This is a genomic window from Paraburkholderia oxyphila NBRC 105797, assembly GCF_000685075.1.
GTDB lineage: Bacteria > Pseudomonadota > Gammaproteobacteria > Burkholderiales > Burkholderiaceae > Paraburkholderia > Paraburkholderia oxyphila.
Genome location: NZ_BAYD01000047.1, coordinates 42,520 through 60,897, shown reverse-complemented (window position 1 = coordinate 60,897; position 18,378 = coordinate 42,520). Strand labels below are relative to the sequence as shown.

General features: G+C 64.6%; 16 protein-coding genes and 1 tRNA gene. 7 read left to right on the top strand and 10 right to left on the bottom strand.

Features of this window, described 5'->3' with window-relative positions; all coding sequences use genetic code 11:
• Nucleotides 1-244: 244 nt before the first annotated feature.
• From BO1_RS26480 to BO1_RS26465, 4 genes are all read right to left on the bottom strand, one after another.
• Nucleotides 245-3,229 carry a ribonucleoside-diphosphate reductase subunit alpha gene (locus BO1_RS26480; protein ID WP_028220138.1) on the bottom strand — a complete coding sequence of 995 codons (2,985 nt, stop codon included), beginning with the start codon at nucleotides 3,227-3,229 and terminating at the stop codon, nucleotides 245-247.
• Between the two features lie 572 nt (nucleotides 3,230-3,801).
• On the bottom strand, nucleotides 3,802-4,413 hold the full coding sequence (ampD, locus tag BO1_RS26475; protein ID WP_028220137.1) for a 1,6-anhydro-N-acetylmuramyl-L-alanine amidase AmpD: 612 nt from the start codon (nucleotides 4,411-4,413) through the stop codon (nucleotides 3,802-3,804).
• Nucleotides 4,410-4,766 carry a PP0621 family protein gene (locus tag BO1_RS26470; protein ID WP_028220136.1) on the bottom strand — a complete coding sequence of 119 codons (357 nt, stop codon included), beginning with the start codon at nucleotides 4,764-4,766 and terminating at the stop codon, nucleotides 4,410-4,412. The genes ampD and BO1_RS26470 overlap by 4 nt, the downstream gene beginning before the upstream one ends.
• 64 nt (nucleotides 4,767-4,830) lie before the next feature.
• Nucleotides 4,831-5,832 carry a cytochrome C assembly family protein gene (locus tag BO1_RS26465; protein ID WP_028220135.1) on the bottom strand — a complete coding sequence of 334 codons (1,002 nt, stop codon included), beginning with the start codon at nucleotides 5,830-5,832 and terminating at the stop codon, nucleotides 4,831-4,833.
• Nucleotides 5,833-5,937: 105 nt separating this feature from the next.
• Between BO1_RS26465 and ffh the strand changes: the two genes are divergently transcribed.
• Together ffh and BO1_RS26455 are read left to right on the top strand one after the other, a co-directional pair.
• A complete protein-coding gene (gene ffh, locus BO1_RS26460) occupies nucleotides 5,938-7,305 on the top strand; it encodes a signal recognition particle protein (protein ID WP_028220134.1) in 1,368 nt (455 codons plus the stop codon).
• Nucleotides 7,306-7,487: 182 nt separating this feature from the next.
• Nucleotides 7,488-8,039: a hypoxanthine-guanine phosphoribosyltransferase gene (locus BO1_RS26455; protein WP_028220133.1), complete on the top strand. Its 552-nt coding sequence runs from the start codon at nucleotides 7,488-7,490 to the stop codon at nucleotides 8,037-8,039.
• 102 nt (nucleotides 8,040-8,141) lie between these two features.
• On the opposite strand, the gene BO1_RS26450 is transcribed toward BO1_RS26455, so the two are convergent.
• On the bottom strand, nucleotides 8,142-8,741 hold the full coding sequence (locus BO1_RS26450; RefSeq protein WP_028220132.1) for a MarC family protein: 600 nt from the start codon (nucleotides 8,739-8,741) through the stop codon (nucleotides 8,142-8,144).
• Nucleotides 8,742-8,785: 44 nt separating this feature from the next.
• Nucleotides 8,786-10,522 (bottom strand): proline--tRNA ligase, encoded by a 1,737-nt coding sequence (locus BO1_RS26445; RefSeq protein WP_028220131.1) that lies wholly within the window; start codon nucleotides 10,520-10,522, stop codon nucleotides 8,786-8,788.
• Between the two features lie 263 nt (nucleotides 10,523-10,785).
• Between BO1_RS26445 and BO1_RS26440 the strand changes: the two genes are divergently transcribed.
• Complete coding sequence (locus tag BO1_RS26440; protein ID WP_028220130.1) at nucleotides 10,786-11,454, top strand: RNA pyrophosphohydrolase; 669 nt, start codon at nucleotides 10,786-10,788, stop codon at nucleotides 11,452-11,454.
• Between the two features lie 149 nt (nucleotides 11,455-11,603).
• Nucleotides 11,604-12,167 carry a CNP1-like family protein gene (locus BO1_RS26435; RefSeq protein ID WP_028220129.1) on the top strand — a complete coding sequence of 188 codons (564 nt, stop codon included), beginning with the start codon at nucleotides 11,604-11,606 and terminating at the stop codon, nucleotides 12,165-12,167.
• 129 nt (nucleotides 12,168-12,296) lie between these two features.
• On the opposite strand, the gene proB is transcribed toward BO1_RS26435, so the two are convergent.
• The 4 genes from proB to rplU form a co-directional block, all read right to left on the bottom strand.
• The gene (gene proB, locus BO1_RS26430; protein ID WP_028220128.1) at nucleotides 12,297-13,415 is read right to left on the bottom strand and encodes a glutamate 5-kinase; all 1,119 of its coding nucleotides are present in this window, start codon (nucleotides 13,413-13,415) and stop codon (nucleotides 12,297-12,299) included.
• A gap of 86 nt (nucleotides 13,416-13,501) precedes the next feature.
• Nucleotides 13,502-14,617, bottom strand: coding sequence for an Obg family GTPase CgtA (gene cgtA / locus BO1_RS26425; protein ID WP_028220127.1), 1,116 nt, complete (start codon nucleotides 14,615-14,617; stop codon nucleotides 13,502-13,504).
• A gap of 188 nt (nucleotides 14,618-14,805) precedes the next feature.
• A complete protein-coding gene (gene rpmA / locus BO1_RS26420; protein WP_028220126.1) occupies nucleotides 14,806-15,069 on the bottom strand; it encodes a 50S ribosomal protein L27 in 264 nt (87 codons plus the stop codon).
• Between the two features lie 26 nt (nucleotides 15,070-15,095).
• Nucleotides 15,096-15,407 carry a 50S ribosomal protein L21 gene (gene rplU, locus BO1_RS26415; protein WP_007180329.1) on the bottom strand — a complete coding sequence of 104 codons (312 nt, stop codon included), beginning with the start codon at nucleotides 15,405-15,407 and terminating at the stop codon, nucleotides 15,096-15,098.
• A gap of 296 nt (nucleotides 15,408-15,703) precedes the next feature.
• On the opposite strand from rplU, the gene BO1_RS26410 reads away from it, so the two are divergent.
• The 3 genes from BO1_RS26410 (at nucleotide 15,704) to BO1_RS26400 (ending at nucleotide 18,312) form a co-directional block, all read left to right on the top strand.
• Nucleotides 15,704-16,696, top strand: coding sequence for a polyprenyl synthetase family protein (locus BO1_RS26410; RefSeq protein WP_028220125.1), 993 nt, complete (start codon nucleotides 15,704-15,706; stop codon nucleotides 16,694-16,696).
• A 37-nt stretch (nucleotides 16,697-16,733) separates the two neighbouring features.
• Nucleotides 16,734-16,810, top strand: a tRNA-Pro gene (locus BO1_RS26405).
• 176 nt (nucleotides 16,811-16,986) lie between these two features.
• Nucleotides 16,987-18,312: an HlyC/CorC family transporter gene (locus tag BO1_RS26400; protein ID WP_028220124.1), complete on the top strand. Its 1,326-nt coding sequence runs from the start codon at nucleotides 16,987-16,989 to the stop codon at nucleotides 18,310-18,312.
• Nucleotides 18,313-18,378: the final 66 nt, after the last annotated feature.

Below are 18,378 nucleotides of genomic sequence, written 5' to 3'. Positions count from 1 at the left end.
GCGTGAAACTCCAGGGATTCCTTCCTGTTACGCGCTTCGTGCATCCCGTCTTTGCGCGCCGCTTTCGCTTCTCGTTCGCGCGTCGCAACGCGCGTGCCGCGCGCCGCCGGGGGAGTCGGGCGACGCGCATTGCGCGCGCCGCCCGTTACGTCGACTACCTACTGTTTACTACTGACTACTGGTGCTTGCGGTCCTGCAGTCGGACGCAAATGCGACGCGCGATGTTGCATCGCGCGCTGCCGCTTTACTGGCAGGCTTCACACTCTTCGAAGCCGGGGTCGCCCGGACGCATCATGCACACCGGACCGTCCGCTTCGGGTGCGGCTTCCACCGCCGGCGCTGCCTGCATCACGCTCGAGCCCGCGCCGTTGCCGGCACCACCCGCCACGCCGAAGCCAGCGCCGCCTGCGTTGCCCGCACCGCCACCGTTACCACCCGTCGGCACTGCGTTGAGCGCGCCGTGCGCGACCGTCGACTTCTCGACGTGCGTGGCCGCCATCGTGCGCAGGTAGTAGGTGGTCTTCAGGCCGCGGATCCAGGCGAGCTTGTAGATCTCATCGAGCTTCTTGCCCGATGCACCTGCCATGAAGATGTTCAGCGATTGCGCCTGGTCGATCCACTTCTGGCGACGCGAAGCCGCTTCGACGAGCCACGTCGGGTCCACTTCGAACGCCGTCGCGTACACCGCGCGCAGGTCGGCCGGGATGCGGTCGATGCGCGAGAGCATGCCGTCGAAGTACTTGAGGTCGGCGACCATGACTTCGTCCCACAGGCCGCGCGCCTTCAGGTCGCGCACGAGGTAGTCGTTCACCACCGTGAATTCGCCCGAGAGGTTCGACTTCACATAGAGGTTCTGGAACGTCGGCTCGATACACGGCGAGACGCCGATGATGTTCGAGATGGTGGCCGTGGGCGCGATCGCGATGCAGTTCGAGTTGCGCATGCCGTGCGTGGCGATGCGCTCGCGCAGCGAGGTCCAGTCCATCGACTCGCTCGAGTCGACTTCCACATAGCCGCCGCGTTGCTCGGCGAGCAGCTTGAGCGTGTCCTGCGGGAGGATGCCGCGATCCCACAGCGAGCCGCGGTAGGTCGAGTAGCGGCCGCGCTCGGCTGCCAGCTCGGTCGACGCCCAGTACGCGTAGTAGCAAACGGCTTCCATCGAACGGTCGGCGAACTCCACCGCCTCTTGCGAAGCAAACGGCGTGCGCAGCACGTGCAGGCAGTCCTGGAAGCCCATGATGCCCATGCCGACCGGGCGATGCTTCAGGTTCGAGTTGCGCGCCTTCGACACCGCGTAGTAGTTGATGTCGATCACGTTGTCGAGCATGCGCATCGCCACGCTGATGGTGCGCTTGAGCTTGTCGTGGTCGAGTGCGTACGTGCCATCGGCCTGTTCGACCATGTGCGCGACGAGGTTCACCGAGCCCAGGTTACACACGGCGATTTCGGTATCGCTGGTGTTCAGCGTGATTTCCGTGCACAGGTTCGACGAGTGGACGACGCCCACGTGCTGCTGCGGCGAACGAATGTTGCAAGGGTCCTTGAACGTGATCCACGGATGGCCGGTTTCGAACAGCATGCCGAGCATCTTGCGCCACATCTGCGCCGCCGGGATCTTCTTGAACAGCTTGATCTCGCCGCGCGCGACCTTCTCTTCGTAAGCCGTGTAAGCCTGCTCGAACTCGGCGCCGAACTTGTCGTGCAGATCCGGGCAGGTCGACGGCGAGAACAGCGTCCAGTCACCGCCTTCCATCACGCGCTTCATGAACAGGTCGGGAATCCAGTTCGCCGTGTTCATGTCGTGGGTGCGGCGGCGGTCGTCGCCGGTGTTCTTGCGCAGTTCGAGGAATTCTTCGATGTCGAGGTGCCACGACTCCAGGTACGCGCACACCGCGCCCTTGCGCTTGCCGCCCTGGTTCACGGCGACAGCCGTGTCGTTCACGACCTTCAGGAACGGCACGACGCCTTGCGACTTGCCGTTGGTGCCCTTGATGTGCGAGCCGAGCGCGCGCACGCGCGTCCAGTCGTTGCCAAGGCCGCCAGCAAACTTCGAGAGCAGCGCGTTGTCCTTGAGTGCTTCGTAGATACCGTCGAGGTCGTCGGCAACGGTCGTGAGGTAGCACGACGAGAGCTGCGAGCGGTGCGTGCCCGAGTTGAACAGCGTGGGCGTGGACGACATGAAGTCGAACGACGAGAGCACGTTGTAGAACTCGATCGCGCGCGCTTCGCGGTCGATCTCGTTGAGCGAGAGGCCCATCGCGACACGCATGAAGAATGCCTGCGGCATCTCGATGCGCGTGCCGTGCACGTGCAGGAAGTAGCGGTCGTAGAGCGTCTGCAGGCCGAGGTAGCCGAACTGCAGGTCGCGGCCCGCGTCGAGCGCGTTACCGAGACGCTTCAGGTCGAACTGCTGGAGCTTGTCGTCGAGCAGGCCCGCTTCGACGCCGCGCTTGATGAACTGCGGGAAGTACTCCGCATAGCGCCAGCCCATGTCGGCTTGCGTCACTTCCTCTTCGAGAATTTCGCGACGGATCGTGTGCAGCAGGATGCGCGACGTGACCTGGCTGTATGCCGGGTCCTTTTCGATCATCGTGCGCGCTGCGAGAATCGCCGAGTCATAGACTTGCGACATCGGCACGCCGTCGTAGAGGTTCTTCACCGTTTCCGCGACGATCGGATCTGCGTTCACCGCATCGCCGAGACCATCGCAGGCCGACACGATCAGCGCGCGCAGTGCGTGCATGTCGAGCGGACGCGTCACGCCGTTGTCCGTGACGTTGATGCCGGACGCTGCTGCTGCCGTTTCCGGCGCGTGTGCGCGCTCCTGGTTGCGCTTCTCGCGATACAGCACGTAGGCGCGCGCGACGTTGTGCTCGCCGCCGCGCATCAGCGCGAGCTCGACCTGATCCTGGATGTCTTCGATGTGGAACGTGCCGCCGTTCGGACGGCTGCGCACGAGTGCGCGCACGACGTTCTGCGTGAGCTGCTCGACGAGCTCGCGAACGCGCGCCGACGCCGCACCCTGCCCGCCATTGACGGCCAGGAATGCCTTGGTCATCGCGAGGGCGATCTTCGACGGCTCGAAGCCCACAACGCTGCCGTTACGGCGGATCACCTTGTGGTCGGCGAACTGCGTCGCGCCGGCCTGGCCGTCCTGCGGCTGGCCACCCAGCGTGCGCGCGGCAGGCGCGCCTTCGTACTGGGTCGAGACGTTATCGGTCGTTTGCATGTGCAAAGCTCCTGGTCCTGGAAATGAGCGAAGGGTTTTCGCGAGTTAATACGGACGCCGCGCCCCCGTGTGCGCGGTCGATTCGGCGGAGAAGAAAAGCCAGCCTGGCGAGGCTGCCGGATGCGGCAAGGCAGATGAGTCACGGGACGCTTCGGTCTTCATCGTGGATGCCGCGATCATTGGCTGTACCTTTTTTCTCGATTACAGCCGGTGCGCCGGTTTCTCGGCCAGCTGCACCGCACAATTTTCCTGTGCCACTAATGCGTGCGGCGCCATGCTCGTCAGAGCGGGGCGCCGCTGAACAACACAACATATGGTGTAAGGCCGTGCTTCGGGTACGAAGTATAGTGGAAGTTGCAAGACGGTCAACGGCTAAATTTCCTTCCAGGAGCCTTGACAAGGACGGCTCCGGCGCGAAGCCCAGACGGCGCGGGCATTTGGGCGAAACGTCAATTTTCGTGCGCCAGAAAGTCCATGTGCAACGCTACGGTTAGCGCGTTGTCAGGCGCTCCGTTTAGTTGCGCTTCGTGTGCGTCACGACGACGCGTCGCGCTCGTCTTGCTCGTCGTTCGCTACGCGCGCGGGTGGATGTACGGGAAGAAAGCATCGCCGAGTTGCGTCTCGCGCTGCAGACGCGCCCAGTCGAAATGCGGGCCGGGATCGGTTTTCCGGCCCGGCGCGATATCCGAATGGCCCGCGAGCGCATCGATCGGATAGTGCGCGGCGAGCGCCCTGACGAGCGGCGCGAGCGTCGCATATTGCGCGGGCTCGAACGCGCGCGTGTCGCTGCCCTCGAGCTCGATGCCGATCGAGAAGTCATTGCAGCGTTCGCGCCCGAAGAAGCTGGACAGACCCGCATGCCACGCGCGCTGCGCGCACGAAACGAACTGCTCGAGCGTGCCGTCGCGATGAATCACGAAGTGCGCGGAGACGCGCACGCCGCGCAGATGCGCATCGAAATACGGATGCGCGTCGCAGTCGAGGCGATTGAGGAACAGGTCGGCGATCTCGGGGCCGCCAAAGGTGTCAGGCGGCAGGCTGATGTTGTGCACGACGATGAGCGTCGGCACCGCGCCGGCGGGACGCGCTTCGAAGTTAGGCGTGGGCAGGTGGCGCGCAGCGGCCACCCAGCCCTGTGCATCGACTTCGAGCGCGGGCGACCCGGAGGACGGCGCTCCACTCATCGCGCGGGACGGTCCTGGCCAGTCTTGCGCGCGTCGTAGGCGCGTGCGTGCTCGGCGCAGCAGAAGCTCTGCACGCCCACGCTCACCGATTCGCTGCGCGGCGCGTGAACGCCGCACTCGGCGCAACGGACCATCGGCTCGGGTAGCGCGCCTTTGCCAGCCGCACTACCAGCCGAAGCGCCCGGACCATTCGTACCGAAAGGACCGCCCGCAGCGCCGCTGCCCGGGCGCCACGCGCCTGAGCCGCCTTGCCGCGGATCGGCGCCGGGACGCGAATGCTGCGAGTTGCGCAGCGACTTGAAGAACCACTGTCCGACGAGGAACAGCAGGATCAGGAGAAGAATCTGTCTCATGGAATCAGCGCCAATCAGCGCGAATCAGCGTGTGAATCTGTACGCCAGCGAAAAGGCGAGCGCCTCAGACAACGGGACGGTGCAACAGCACCTCGAACACGAAGCGGCTGCCCACATACGCGAGCAGAAGCGCAACGAACGACGCGATCACCCAGCGCAGCGCGGCACGGCCGCGCCAGCCGGAAATCTTGCGCGCGGAGAGCAGCGAGCCGAACATCAGCCACGAGAGGATCGCGAACACGGTCTTGTGATCGAGCGAGAGCGGGCGGTCGATCAGTTGCTCGCTGAACACGATGCCCGAGACCAACGTGGCCGTGAGCAGCACGAAGCCCGCACCGATCAGGCGGAACAGCAGCTTCTCCATCGTGAGGAGCGGCGGCAGCGTCTCGATCCAGTTCGACAGCCAGCCGCCGCCGAGATGACCGCCGCCGTTGCCGCCGCGGTTGCCAGCGCCGTTGCCACGACCACCGACGTTGCGCTGGAACCCGGCGCCCTTGAGCGCATGCAAACGGCGCTCCACCGCGAGCATCAGCACCGCGTGCAGCGCGGCGATTGCGAACAGCCCGTAGGCGACGTTGGCGATGACGAAGTGCAGCTTGAACATCGGCGCGGCCGCGTACGGGAGCACGCGCACGCCGCCGAACACGAGCGGCAGGATCGACGCAAACGCAGCGAGCGGCAGCAACAGCAAACGCAGCCCGTCTAGCGCAAAGAAAAAGCTCTCGATCCAGTAGATCACCGCCCCGAGCCAGAACATGGCCGACAACGCAAACGCGAAGCCGAACACCATTTCGTTGGCGGGGAAGATCGTCATGTGCAGCAGCACGCCGTGCGCGGCGAGCGCGACGAAGAGCAGCCCGCGAGAAAGCGGGCCAAAGTTGCGCGCGCGCGGCGCGCCATCGCCCGAACCGGCGGGCACGCCCGGTGCGCCCGCGGCAACCGTCACCGGAACCGGCGGCACGCTGCCAAAGAGCGGCGCGACGCTCGCGCGGCGCAATGCCCGCCAGTCGGCGGCGCACAAACCGCCGTACAGGAGCACGGTGAGGGCATACAGTACAATATCCATGTTCGAAGTTTACTATAGGCCCCCTCAGAACGACGGATCGCGACGAATCGCCCTCGATTCCCGCCTCCGCGCGCACGTGCCGGGCCGCACTGCTCACCGCTCCCCATGCTCGACAATCTCACTCAACGGATGGCGCGCGTCGTCAAGACGCTGCGCGGCGAGGCCCGGCTGACCGAGGCCAACACGCAGGAAATGTTGCGCGAGGTGCGCCTCGCGCTGCTGGAAGCGGACGTGGCGCTGCCCGTCGTGCGCGAGTTCATCGCCAAGGTGAAGGAAAAGGCGCTCGGCGAGGAAGTGATCGCCAGTCTCTCGCCTGGCCAGGCGCTCGTCGGCGTGGTGCAGCGCGAGCTGACCGCCGTGATCGGCGGCGACTACGAAGGCAAGGCCGTCGAGCTCGATCTCGCGGTCACGCCGCCCGCGGTCATCCTGATGGCGGGCCTCCAGGGCGCCGGTAAAACCACCACGGTCGGCAAGCTCGCCAAGCTCCTGCGCGAGAAGTACAAGAAGAAGGTGCTCACCGTTTCCTGCGACGTCTACCGCCCTGCCGCTATCGCGCAGCTCAAGACGGTCACGGAGCAGGTCGGCGCCGACTTCTTCCCCTCGCAACCCGATCAAAAACCCGTCGACATCGCCAATGCCGCGGTCGACTGGGCCAAGCGCCACTATCACGACGTGCTGCTCGTCGACACGGCCGGCCGCCTCGGTATCGACGAGGCGATGATGAACGAGATCGCCGCGCTGCACGCCTCGCTCAAGCCGGCGGAGACGCTCTTCGTCGTGGACGCGATGCTCGGCCAGGACGCGGTCAACACGGCCAAGGCGTTCAACGACGCCCTGCCCCTCACCGGCGTCGTGCTCACCAAGCTCGACGGCGACTCGCGCGGCGGCGCGGCGCTTTCCGTGCGCCACATCACCGGCAAGCCGATCAAGTTCGTCGGCGTCGCGGAAAAGCTCGACGGCCTCGAAGTGTTCTATCCGGAGCGCATGGCGAACCGGATTCTCGGCATGGGCGACATTCTCGCGCTCGTCGAGGAAGCACAGCGCGGCGTGGACGTGCAAGCCGCGCAGAAGCTCGCCGACAAGGTCAAGAAGGGCGGCGACTTCGACCTCAACGATTTCCGCGCGCAGCTCTCGCAGATGAAGAAGATGGGCGGCCTCTCCTCGCTCATGGACAAGCTGCCCGCACAGTTCCAGCAAGCCGCCTCGGGCGCCGATATGGGCCAGGCCGAGAAGCAGATGCGCCGCATGGAAGGCATCATCAATTCGATGACGGCCGCCGAGCGCGCCAAGCCCGAGCTCATCAAGGCCACGCGCAAGCGCCGCATCGCGGCCGGCGCGGGCGTGCAGGTCCAGGAGGTCAACCGCCTTCTGAACCAGTACGACCAGATGCGCACCATGATGAAGAAGTTGAAGGGCGGCAATCTGCAGAAGATGATGCGCGGCATGAAGGGCATGATGCCCGGCATGCGCTGATGGGTGAGTGTGCCGATCTGGCGGGCCGCGCGTCGCTTCGCGCACGGGCGGTCCCCAAGGTTCGACACGACACGCCACGACACGGCGCGCGAACTGGACTTATCATGCGCGGGTTTTTGCTGTAGCGCGCGCCGCCGTTATTTTCCAAACTGAATAGCTACAGCCACTGCCCCGCCAGAGTCATGAATCGCGAAGAAGCTCTCCACATTTTCCGCCACTCCGAAGAGATCGTTTCGGAGCGCGACGTCAATGCGTCGATCGGCCAGATGGCCGAAGCCATCCGCGCCGAGATCAGCGAGGACTTTCCGCTCGTGCTGTCGGTGATGGGCGGCGCCGCCGTGTTCACCGGCATGCTGCTGCCGCATCTGGACTTCCCGCTCGAGTTCGACTACATCCACCTCACGCGCTATCGCAACGCCATCAAGGGCAGCGCGGAAATGCAGTGGCGCGTGGCGCCGCGCGAATCGGTGAAGGACCGCGTCGTGCTCGTGCTCGACGACATCCTCGATGAAGGCGAGACCATGGCCGCGATCCGCGACCGCATCCTCGCGATGGGCGCGAAGCGCTTCCTCTCGGCGGTGCTGTGCGAAAAGATCATCCCGAAGGCCAAGCCGCTGCATCCGGACTACTGCGGTTTTTCGGTGCCGGATCGCTACGTGTTCGGCTGCGGCATGGACGCGAAGGGTTACTGGCGCAATCTGCCGACCATCCGGGCGCTGACCGAAGGCGCTTGATGCGCTCGATGCGCTGCCTGACGCGGCATCGGCAATCTGGAAACACCATGAAAAAAGCAGCCCGCGGGCTGCTTTTTTTGTCTCCTGCGCGAGGCGACGACGTCAGAGGTGATGCACGAACGCGCTGATCCCCGCGAGGATCATCTCCACCGAAATCGCCACGAGCACGAGGCCCATCAGCCGCTCGAAGGCCGTCACCACGCGCTCGCCGAGCCATTGCTGGATACGCTCCGCGAGCACCAGCACGATAGCGCAGATCGCCATCGTCACGACCAGCGCGCCAATCCACTCGAGCAGCTTGCCCGGCGCCTGCGAGGTGAGCAGCATGACCGTGGCGAGCGCCGACGGCCCCGCGAGCGCCGGAATCGCGAGCGGCACGATGAGCGGCTCGCCGCCCTTGTCGCTGCCGCCGAACGGCCCGCCCGGATGCGGGAAGATCATGCGCAACGCGATCAGAAACAGCACGATGCCGCCGCCGATGCGCAGCGACGTATCCGTGAGCCCCATCATCCTCAGGAAGGCGTTGCCGGCCACCATGAAGACGAGCAGGATCACGAATGCGATCGCCACTTCGCGCAGGATCACGATCACGCGGCGCTCCGGCGCCACATGATGCAGACACCCGATGAACAGCGGGATGTTGCCGAGCGGATCGGTAATGAGCACCAGCAGGACCGTCGCGGACAGGAAGCTATATTCCACGTTCGCGGCGCTCCTTTAGCTCAGATTGGCCATCGGCATCGGCATCAGATGGCGAGTGCGGCCTGGATCTTCTGCACCACCGACTGCGCGGCCTCTTCGGCCGGCAGCAGCGTTGCTTCGGCATCGCGGCGACCCTGGTACTCGATCTTGCCTTCCTTCAAGCCGCGCTCGCCGATCACGAGACGATGCGGCACGCCGATCAGCTCCCAGTCGGCGAACATCACGCCCGGACGCTCGCCGCGGTCGTCGAGGATCACGTCCACGCCAGCCTTCAGCAGTTCGTCGTAGACGCGCTCGGCGTGCTCGCGCACGAGCTCGCTGCGGTCCATGCCCATCGGGCAGACCACGACCTGGAACGGCGCGATCGATTCCGGCCAGATGATGCCCTTGTCGTCGAAGTTCTGCTCGATCGCGGCACCGAGGATACGCGTGATGCCGATGCCGTAGCAGCCCATCTGCATGGGTGCGGGCTTGCCGTTCTCGGCGAGGCAGGTCGCGCCCATTGCATCGGAGTACTTGGTGCCGAGCTGGAACACGTGGCCCACTTCGATGCCGCGGCAGATGTCGAGCACGCCCTTGCCGTCCGGCGAGGGGTCGCCCTTCTTCACGTTGCGGATGTCGGCGACGACCGGCTCCGGCAGGTCGCGGCCCCAGTTCACGCCCGTGGTGTGGAAGTCGACGACATTCGAGCCCACCACGAAGTCGCTCATGTTCGCGACGGTGCGGTCGGCGATCACCTTCACGGGCTTCTTCGTGTTCAGCGGCCCGAGGTAGCCCGGCGGCGTGCCGAACCACTCGACGATCTCGGCTTCGGTCGCCATGCGGAAGCCCGCGAGGCCTTCGAGCTTGCCCGCCTTGATCTCGTTCAGGTCGTGGTCGCCGCGCAGCATCAGCATCCAGATCGTGGGCTCGGCGCCTTCGTTCTCTGTTGCCAGCACGATCGACTTGATGGTGCGCTCGAGCGGAATGCCGAGCATCTCGGCAACTGCCTCGCACTTCGCCGCGCCCGGCGTCGGGGTCTTCGTGAGCGGCTCGGTGGCCGCGCCGCGCGTCGCGATGAGCGGCAGCGCTTCGGCGGCTTCGACGTTGGCCGCGAATTCCGAAGTCGGGCAATAGGCGATGTCGTCTTCGCCGGTTTCGGCGATCACGTGGAATTCGTGCGAGCCGCTGCCGCCGATCGAGCCGTTGTCGGCCGCGACCGCGCGGAAATGCAGGCCCAGGCGCGTGAAGATGCGCACGTAGGCGTCGTACATCTTCTGATACGAGAGCTTCAGGCCGTCGACGTCCTTATCGAACGAATACGCGTCCTTCATGATGAACTCGCGGCCACGCATCACGCCGAAGCGGGGACGGATTTCGTCGCGGAACTTGGTCTGGACCTGATAGAAGTTCACCGGCAGCTGGCGATAGCTCTTGATCTGGCCGCGCGCGATGTCGGTGACGACCTCCTCGTGCGTCGGCCCCATGACGAAGTCGCTCTGCTTGCGGTCCTTGAAGCGCAGCAGTTCTGGCCCGTATTGCTCCCAGCGACCCGATTCCTGCCAGAGCTCGGCCGGCTGCACGGCCGGCATCAGGAGCTCGATCGCGCCGGCGCGGTTCATTTCCTCGCGCACGATCTGCTCGACCTTGCGGATCGAGCGCAAGCCGATCGGCAGATAGTTGTAGATGCCGCCCGCGACGCGGCGAATCATGCCCGCGCGGACCATCAACTTGTGGCTGACGATTTCGGCGTCAGCCGGCGCTTCCTTCAGGGTGCCGATAAAGAAACGGGAGGCTTTCATTCAGAGTTTTCCAAAGGCGGCGGCCCGGTGATGGGCCGCCCGAAAGTGTCCAACGGTGGAGTTCACAGACCCGACATTATGACAACGCTCAAGGCGCCGCGCAGATGACATTGGACGGCCTTGCGGCCAGCGCGATTTGCTCGCGCTTCGCAAATCGGTCCAATGCGCGGTCCAATGTTCCGGGGCGCGGATGGCCATCGGGTGCGGAAGGGCCGTTATCTGTTTATAATCAAAGCAATTTTAAAGGATTCGAAGGTGGTTGTATGCTGGATCGTGAGGGGTTTCGCCCGAACGTCGGCATCATCCTCTTGAACGCGCGAAACGAGGTGTTTTGGGGCAAGCGGGTTCGCGAACATTCCTGGCAGTTTCCGCAAGGGGGCATCAAATATGGTGAGACCCCCATGCAGGCAATGTATCGGGAGTTGCACGAAGAAACCGGTTTGCATCCGGAGCACGTCAAGATCGTCGGTCGCACGCGCGACTGGTTGCGTTATGAGGTGCCGGACAAGTTCATCAAGCGCGAAGTGCGCGGCCATTATCGCGGTCAGAAACAGATCTGGTTTCTACTGCGCATGGTCGGGCGCGACTGCGATATCTGCCTGCGGGCGACGGAGCATCCCGAGTTCGATGCGTGGCGCTGGAACGAATACTGGGTGCCGCTCGAAGCGGTCATCGAGTTCAAGCGCGACGTCTATCAGCTCGCGCTGACCGAGCTGTCGCGCTTCCTGCGGCGCCCGGCCATGCCGCGCACCGCACGTGGCGGCAGCGTGCACGGTCATGAGGTGCGCTATCCGCGCATCGTCACTTCAGCGCACGCCGAAGCGGTGCAGCTCGAGCCGTCGCTTGCCGATGCCGCGAGCCAGACCGCGCTAGAAAGCGACTGCGGTGCGGCGGGGAGTATGATCGAGCCTGCGCCGGGCGAGCAACGGTAAGACAGGCAAGGCTCGCGACGTCGCACTGAACGCCCGGACCGGCATCGCCGGCGCCACGCACATCGTGCGCGACGCCGCGCGCGGAGGTTCGCATCCGTGGCGCTGCGCTTTCCTCTCGCGCAGCGCCCGAGCATCGAAGGAATATCAATTTGAAACGATTGGCTCTTGCCGCGGTGTGCGCCGCGGCCGCAAGTAGCGTCCTGCTGGCCGGTTGCGGCAGCTCTGGCCCCACCAACAAGGACGACAGCACTTTCGTCTACCTGTTCGATCGCAAGGGCAACTGGCAGGAAAACAAGCTCGAAGGACTGCCGGCGCTGCCGCAGGCCGATTCGAAGCTGCTCGGCTTCGACGTCTCGAACAATACCCCGCTGAAGTTCTCGATCGATCCGGCCTCGCTCACCGTGGGCACCGACGGCGTCGTGCGCTACACGATCGTCATCACGAGCCCGAACGGTGCACGCAACATCAACTACGAAGGGATCCGCTGCGATACCTACGAGTGGCGCCTCTACGCGAGCCTGAACGCCGATCACAACGGCTGGGACCAGACCGTGGCGAACGACTGGTCGCGCATCGAGAACGGCACGCTCAATGCCTATCACTCGACGCTTTATCAGGACTACTTCTGCGCGAACAAGATGCCGGTCGCGAAGGCTGCGACGATCGTCGAGAACCTGCGCTACGGACGCACGCAGTCGTCGCTCGTGCACTGACTCCCGGACGCTCGTGCGACCTCGGGCCGCGCGAGCCTGAGGACCAGGAAAAAAGCCGCAACGGTCGAGGACCGCTGCGGCTTTTTGTCATCTAGAGAACGCCTCTGCCAAGCGCAGATGCGTACGCGCTCAGATCAGCACGAGATTGTCGCGGTGAATGAGCTCCGGCTCCAGCATGTAGCCGAGGATGCTCTCGATCTCACCGCTCGGACGCCGCTGGATGAGCTTGGTTTCGGCACTGCTGTAGTTGGTGAGCCCGCGTGCGACTTCCCGGCCCGCGCCGTTCAGGCACGCAATCACCTCGCCGCGCGCGAAGGCGCCCTGCACGCCGACCACACCGATGGGCAGCAGGCTCTTGCCGTCCGCCGTGAGCTTCTGCACGGCGCCGTCGTCGATCACGACGTGGCCGCGCACCTGCAGGTGATCGGCCATCCATTGCTTGCGCGCGGCCATGCGCGCGGTGCGCGCGATGAGCTGCGTGCCGATCGCCTCGCCGTTGGCGAGCCGCACCAGCACGTCGGCCTCGCGACCGCTCGCGATCACGGTGTTCGCGCCGCTATGCGCTGCGCGCTTGGCCGCGAGAATCTTCGTGAGCATGCCGCCGCGGCCGATGCTCGAACCCGCGCCGCCAGCCATCGCCTCGAGCTCGGGCTTGCCCGCGTCGGCTTCCTGCACGAGCGTGGCGGACGGATTCTTGCGCGGGTCTGCGGTGTAGAGGCCCGTTTGATCGGTGAGGATGACGAGCGCGTCGCCTTCGATCAGGTTCGCCACCAGCGCGCCGAGCGTGTCGTTGTCGCCGAACTTGATTTCGTCGGTGACCACGGTGTCGTTCTCGTTGATGATCGGCACCACGCCGAGGCGCAACAGCGTGAGCAGCGTGGAGCGCGCGTTCAGATAGCGCTCGCGGTCGGCCAGGTCGGCGTGCGTGAGCAGGATCTGCGCGGTGCGGATATCATGCTCCGCAAAGCGGCTCTCGTAGACCTGCGCGAGCCCCATCTGGCCAACCGCGGCGGCGGCCTGCAGCTCGTCGATCTCGCGCGGGCGCTTCGTCCAGCCAAGGCGCTGCATGCCTTCGGCGATGGCGCCCGAGCTCACGAGCACCACCTCCTTGCCTTGCGCGCGCAGCGCCGCGATCTGCGCGGCCCAGCGGCCGATGGCCGCGTGATCGAGCCCACGACCATCGTTCGTGACGAGGCTCGAACCGACTTTCACTACCAGACGCCGGGAATCGGCGATGACGGAACGCATGCTGCGCTGTCTCCCCAAATGACTGATGACGCGTGAGGTTTCCTTGACGCTGCCGGCGCGGCCCGCACACCGGCGCGTACGGCGATTTATTCCTGCGGCTGCGCGGCGCCCTGATCGTTCTGGCCCTGGGCGCCCTCGCGAAAGCGCACGTCGGAAGCGAGATCCTCGGCTTCGGCCGCGCGGCGCGCGTCCGAATGCGCGGAGATGTAGTCGTAGACCGCGTAGCAAAGATTCTCACAGCCCTGCCCGGTGAGCGCCGAGATTTCGAAAACCGGACCGTCCCATTCGAAACGCTTCACGAAGTCGGCGACACGCGCCGCGCGCTCTTCCGCGGGCACCATGTCGAGCTTGTTCAGCACGAGCCAGCGCGGCTTTTCGTAGAGCGTCTCGTCGTATTTGCGCAGCTCTTCGACGATCGCCTTCGCTTCCGCAACCGGGTCGATGCTTTCGTCGAACGGCGCGAGGTCGACAAGATGCAGCAGCAGGTTGGTGCGCTGCAGATGGCGCAGGAACTGATGGCCGAGGCCCGCGCCTTCGGCGGCGCCTTCGATCAGGCCCGGAATATCGGCGATCACGAAGCTCTTGCTCGGGCCCACACGCACCACGCCCAGGTTCGGCGCGAGCGTCGTGAACGGGTAGTCGGCGATCTTCGGCTTGGCGTTGGACACCGAGGAGATGAACGTAGACTTGCCCGCATTCGGCATGCCGAGCAGGCCGACGTCGGCCAGCACCTTGAGCTCGAGCTTGAGCATGCGGCGCTCGCCGGGCTTGCCGTCGGTCTTCTGGCGCGGCGCGCGATTGGTGGACGACTTGAAATGCAGGTTGCCGAGGCCGCCCGCGCCGCCCTTCGCGACTATCACGCGCTGGTCGTGCTCGGTCAGGTCGGCGATCAGCTCGCCCGTGTCGAGATCCGTGATGACCGTGCCCACCGGCATGCGCAGCGTGATGTCGTCGCCGCCCTTGCCGTAGCAGTCCGAGCCGCGGCCGTTTTCGCCGTTGCGCGCGAGGTGCTTCTTCGTATAGCGGTAGTCGATGAGCGTGTTGATGTTGCGGTCACCCAGCGCATACACGCTGCCGCCACGCCCGCCGTCACCACCGTCCGGCCCGCCGAACGGGACGAACTTCTCGCGTCGCATCGACGCGCTGCCATCGCCCCCATCGCCGGCGATGACTTCGATCTTCGCTTCGTCAATGAACTTCATGAGTAACTCCGTCCCGTGAATGTCGTTATTTTGCCCGCAGCCGCCGCGCCGGCCAACCTGGCTGGACGGCCTGGGCCATGTGGCCAGGGCCGAACTGCCGATTGCTCCAGCAAGGCAAGCGCATAAACAAAAAGCCCCGCAAACTTCGCGGGGCTTTCTTTGCGTCGATTGCGAACGGGCGCTAGTACTTAGGCCGCTGCCGGGACGACGTTGACCGTGTGCTTGTTCGCTGCGCCCTTGGTCGTGAACGAGACGTGGCCGTCGACCAGCGCGAAGAGCGTGTGGTCCTTGCCGATGCCGACGTTCAGGCCCGGGTGCATGCGCGTGCCGCGCTGGCGAACGATGATGCCGCCTGCGAGGATTGCCTGGCCGCCGAACACCTTGACGCCAAGTCGTTTCGACTCTGAGTCGCGGCCGTTACGTGACGACCCGCCTGCCTTTTTGTGTGCCATTTGTTTGCTCCTTTACCAGCGTGCGCTTACGCGTTGATCGCGTCGATGCGCAGTTCGGTGTAGTTCTGGCGGTGGCCGCCATGCTTCTGGTAGTGCTTCCGGCGACGCATCTTGAAGATCGTCACTTTGGCGTGTCGGCCTTGCGACACAACGGTGGCCTTGACGGAAGCCCCACTGACCAGCGGCGTACCGAACTTAATCGATTCGCCTTCGCCTACTGCGAGAACCTGGTCGAGCGTGATTTCTGCGTCAATGTCAGCCGGTATCTGTTCTACTTTAAGTTTTTCGCCAACGGCAACCTTGTACTGCTTGCCACCGGTTTTTATGACCGCGTACATTGAGAACCTCACTCTTCAATAATTCCGGGCGCACTGCGCGCCAGGAAACCTTAGATTATACATAGAGTTAGCTGCGCGGTCAAAAGGTATTGACAAGGCCGCTCAACGCCCGCCGGCCGCCCGGCGCGAAGCCCGCCTCGCGGGGCGCGGCCCCCCCCCATCGCACCTCACATCGCGCAGCGCAATGCGCACCGAATAGAGGGAAGCATCGAGGAAACCCTGGCCAAACGGCAGGGCAGCGTCCGGCGCGCCGCCGATTCGCCTTATAATCCGCGGCACTACCTATATTTGCCATCATGTCGTCCACCGCCACCCATTCCCCCAGCGCAGCCACCCTGCTCGCGCCCATCGCCAGTGACATGGAGCAGGTCAACCGTGTCATCCGGCAGAGTCTGGCGTCCGAGGTGATGCTGATCAACCAGATCTCCGAGTACATCATCGGTGCGGGCGGCAAGCGGCTGCGCCCGGCCCTGCTGCTGCTCGTAGCCGGCGCGCTCGGCGACCGTGGCGCGCATCGCCATGTACTCGCGGCCGTCGTCGAGTTCATCCATACGGCCACGCTGCTGCACGACGACGTCGTCGACGAATCCGACCTGCGGCGCGGCCGCCAGACGGCCAACGCCCTGTTCGGCAACGCCGCAAGCGTGCTGGTGGGCGACTACCTGTATTCGCGCTCGTTCGAGATGATGGTGGGCGTGGGCAAGATGCGCGTGATGGAGATCCTCTCGGCGGCCACGACGATCATCTCCGAAGGCGAAGTGCTCCAGCTGCTGAACATGCACGACGCCGACGTCGACACCGGCCGCTACATGCAGGTGATCCGCTACAAGACGGCCAAGCTGTTCGAGGCGGCGGCGCAACTGGGCGCGGTGCTTTCGGGGGCGGATGCGCGCACGGAAGAAGCGGCGGCGGAATATGGCCGTCGCATCGGCACGGCATTCCAGATCATGGACGACTGGCTCGACTACGCCGGCACTGCGGAATCGATGGGCAAGAACGCCGGCGACGATCTGCGCGAAGGCAAGCCCACCCTGCCGCTCATCTGGCTGATCGAGCACGGCACGGCCGCTGAGGCAGCGCTCGCGCGCGAGGCAATCGAGCAAGGCGGCACGGCGCGCTTCGACGAAATCTTCGCGGCCATCACGCGTTCGGGTGCGCTCGATCACACGCTGCAATGCGCGAAGGCCGAGGCTCAGGCAGCTGCCGCAGCAATTTCGTCATTTCCCTCTTCCCAATACAAAGAGAGCCTGCTAGAATTATGTTCTTACTCGACGACGCGCCAGTCTTGAAGAAGACGAAGCGAGTTTGAGAGTCCAGCAGTAAATTCGGGGTGTAGCTTAGCCTGGTAGAGCGCTACGTTCGGGACGTAGAGGCCGGAGGTTCGAATCCTCTCACCCCGACCAGAATTTCGGAAAAAGCCGCGCATGATTGCGCGGCTTTTTTTTCGCCTGCGCTCGTCGTCCGGAAGCCGTTTCGCCCAAGCCTCCGTATGCCTTATCCGTACGGCCAGCGCATGCGCCGGTGCGCCCGCACCCCTCTGTTATAGTTTCCTCATCCGCTCCCCTCTCTTTCTCGACGCGTGGACCACCTCCCTTTATGGGCGCAGATTTGCGCCATCTTCGTCCTGCTCATCTGCTCCAGCTTCTTCTCCATCTCCGAAACGGCGATGATGGCGCTCAATCGCCATCGGCTGAAATATCTCGCGAACCACGGCACGCTGGGCGCGAAGACCACGCAGAAGCTCCTCGCGCGCACCGACCTGCTGCTCTCGGTCATCCTGATCGGCAATAACCTCTTCAACACCATCATCCCGGTCCTGACCACCTCGATCGCGCTGCACACGTTCGGTCACAACAGTCTGGTGCTCTCGATTGCGACCGGCATCGTCGCGTTCCTCATCATCGTGTTTGCGGAGATCACGCCGAAGATTGTCGGCGCCACCTTCCCCGAGAAGATCGCGCTGCCGGCGAGCCTGCTGATCGCGCCGCTCATGCGCGTGACCAAGCCCCTCATCTGGTTCGTGAACATGTTCGCGAACGGCATCCTGCGCGTGCTGCACATCAACACGAGCAAGGCGCACGAGCAGCGGCTCTCGACCGAGGAGCTGCGCACCATCGTGCTCGAGTCGGGCAGCTTCATGCCCACCAAGCACCGCAGCATCCTGCTCAACCTGTTCGATCTCGAGAACATCACCGTCGACGATGTGATGATTCCGCGCCGGCGCATCGAGGCGCTCGACTACGACGCGCCGCTCGACGACATCCTGCATCAGCTCGAAACTTGCTATCACAACAAGCTCGTCGTCTATCAAGGCGACATCGACCGCGTGCTCGGCGTGCTGCACGTGCGCAAGACGCTGGCTGCGCTGCACAACCAGGACTTCGAGCGCGAGACGCTGCGCGAGCTGCTCGCCGAGCCGTACTTCGTGCCCACCGGCACGCCCGCGTTCCAGCAGCTTCAGTACTTCCAGGAAAGCCGGCATCGCATTGCGCTCGTCGTGAACGAATACGGCGAAATGGAAGGACTCGTCACGCCCGAGGACATCATCGAAGAACTGATCGGTGAATTCACGAGCACCATGCCGCGCAGCGGCACCGGGCGCGGCGGCTGGAACGATCAGGGCGAGTGCATCGTGCCGGGCAGCATGCCCTTGCGCGAGCTCAATCGCTGGCTGCACATCAAGCTGCCGACAGACGGCCCGAAGACGCTCAACGGCCTCATCCTGGAAGTGCTCGAGGAGATTCCCGAAGGCGACGTATGCGTGCAGATTGGCGACGTGAAACTCGAAGTGCTGCGCAGCGACGATCAGGCGGTGCGCACGGTCAAGCTGTTCAAGCCGGGCACCAAGCCGAACAAAGCCACAGGGGCGCTGAAGAAGGCGAAGAAGCTGCTGCCGGGGCGCTAGGGCCTGTTCACACTAATAACAGGCGCTAGCCGTTCGGCTGAATGGCGCGCACTCCCGCGCCAGCCG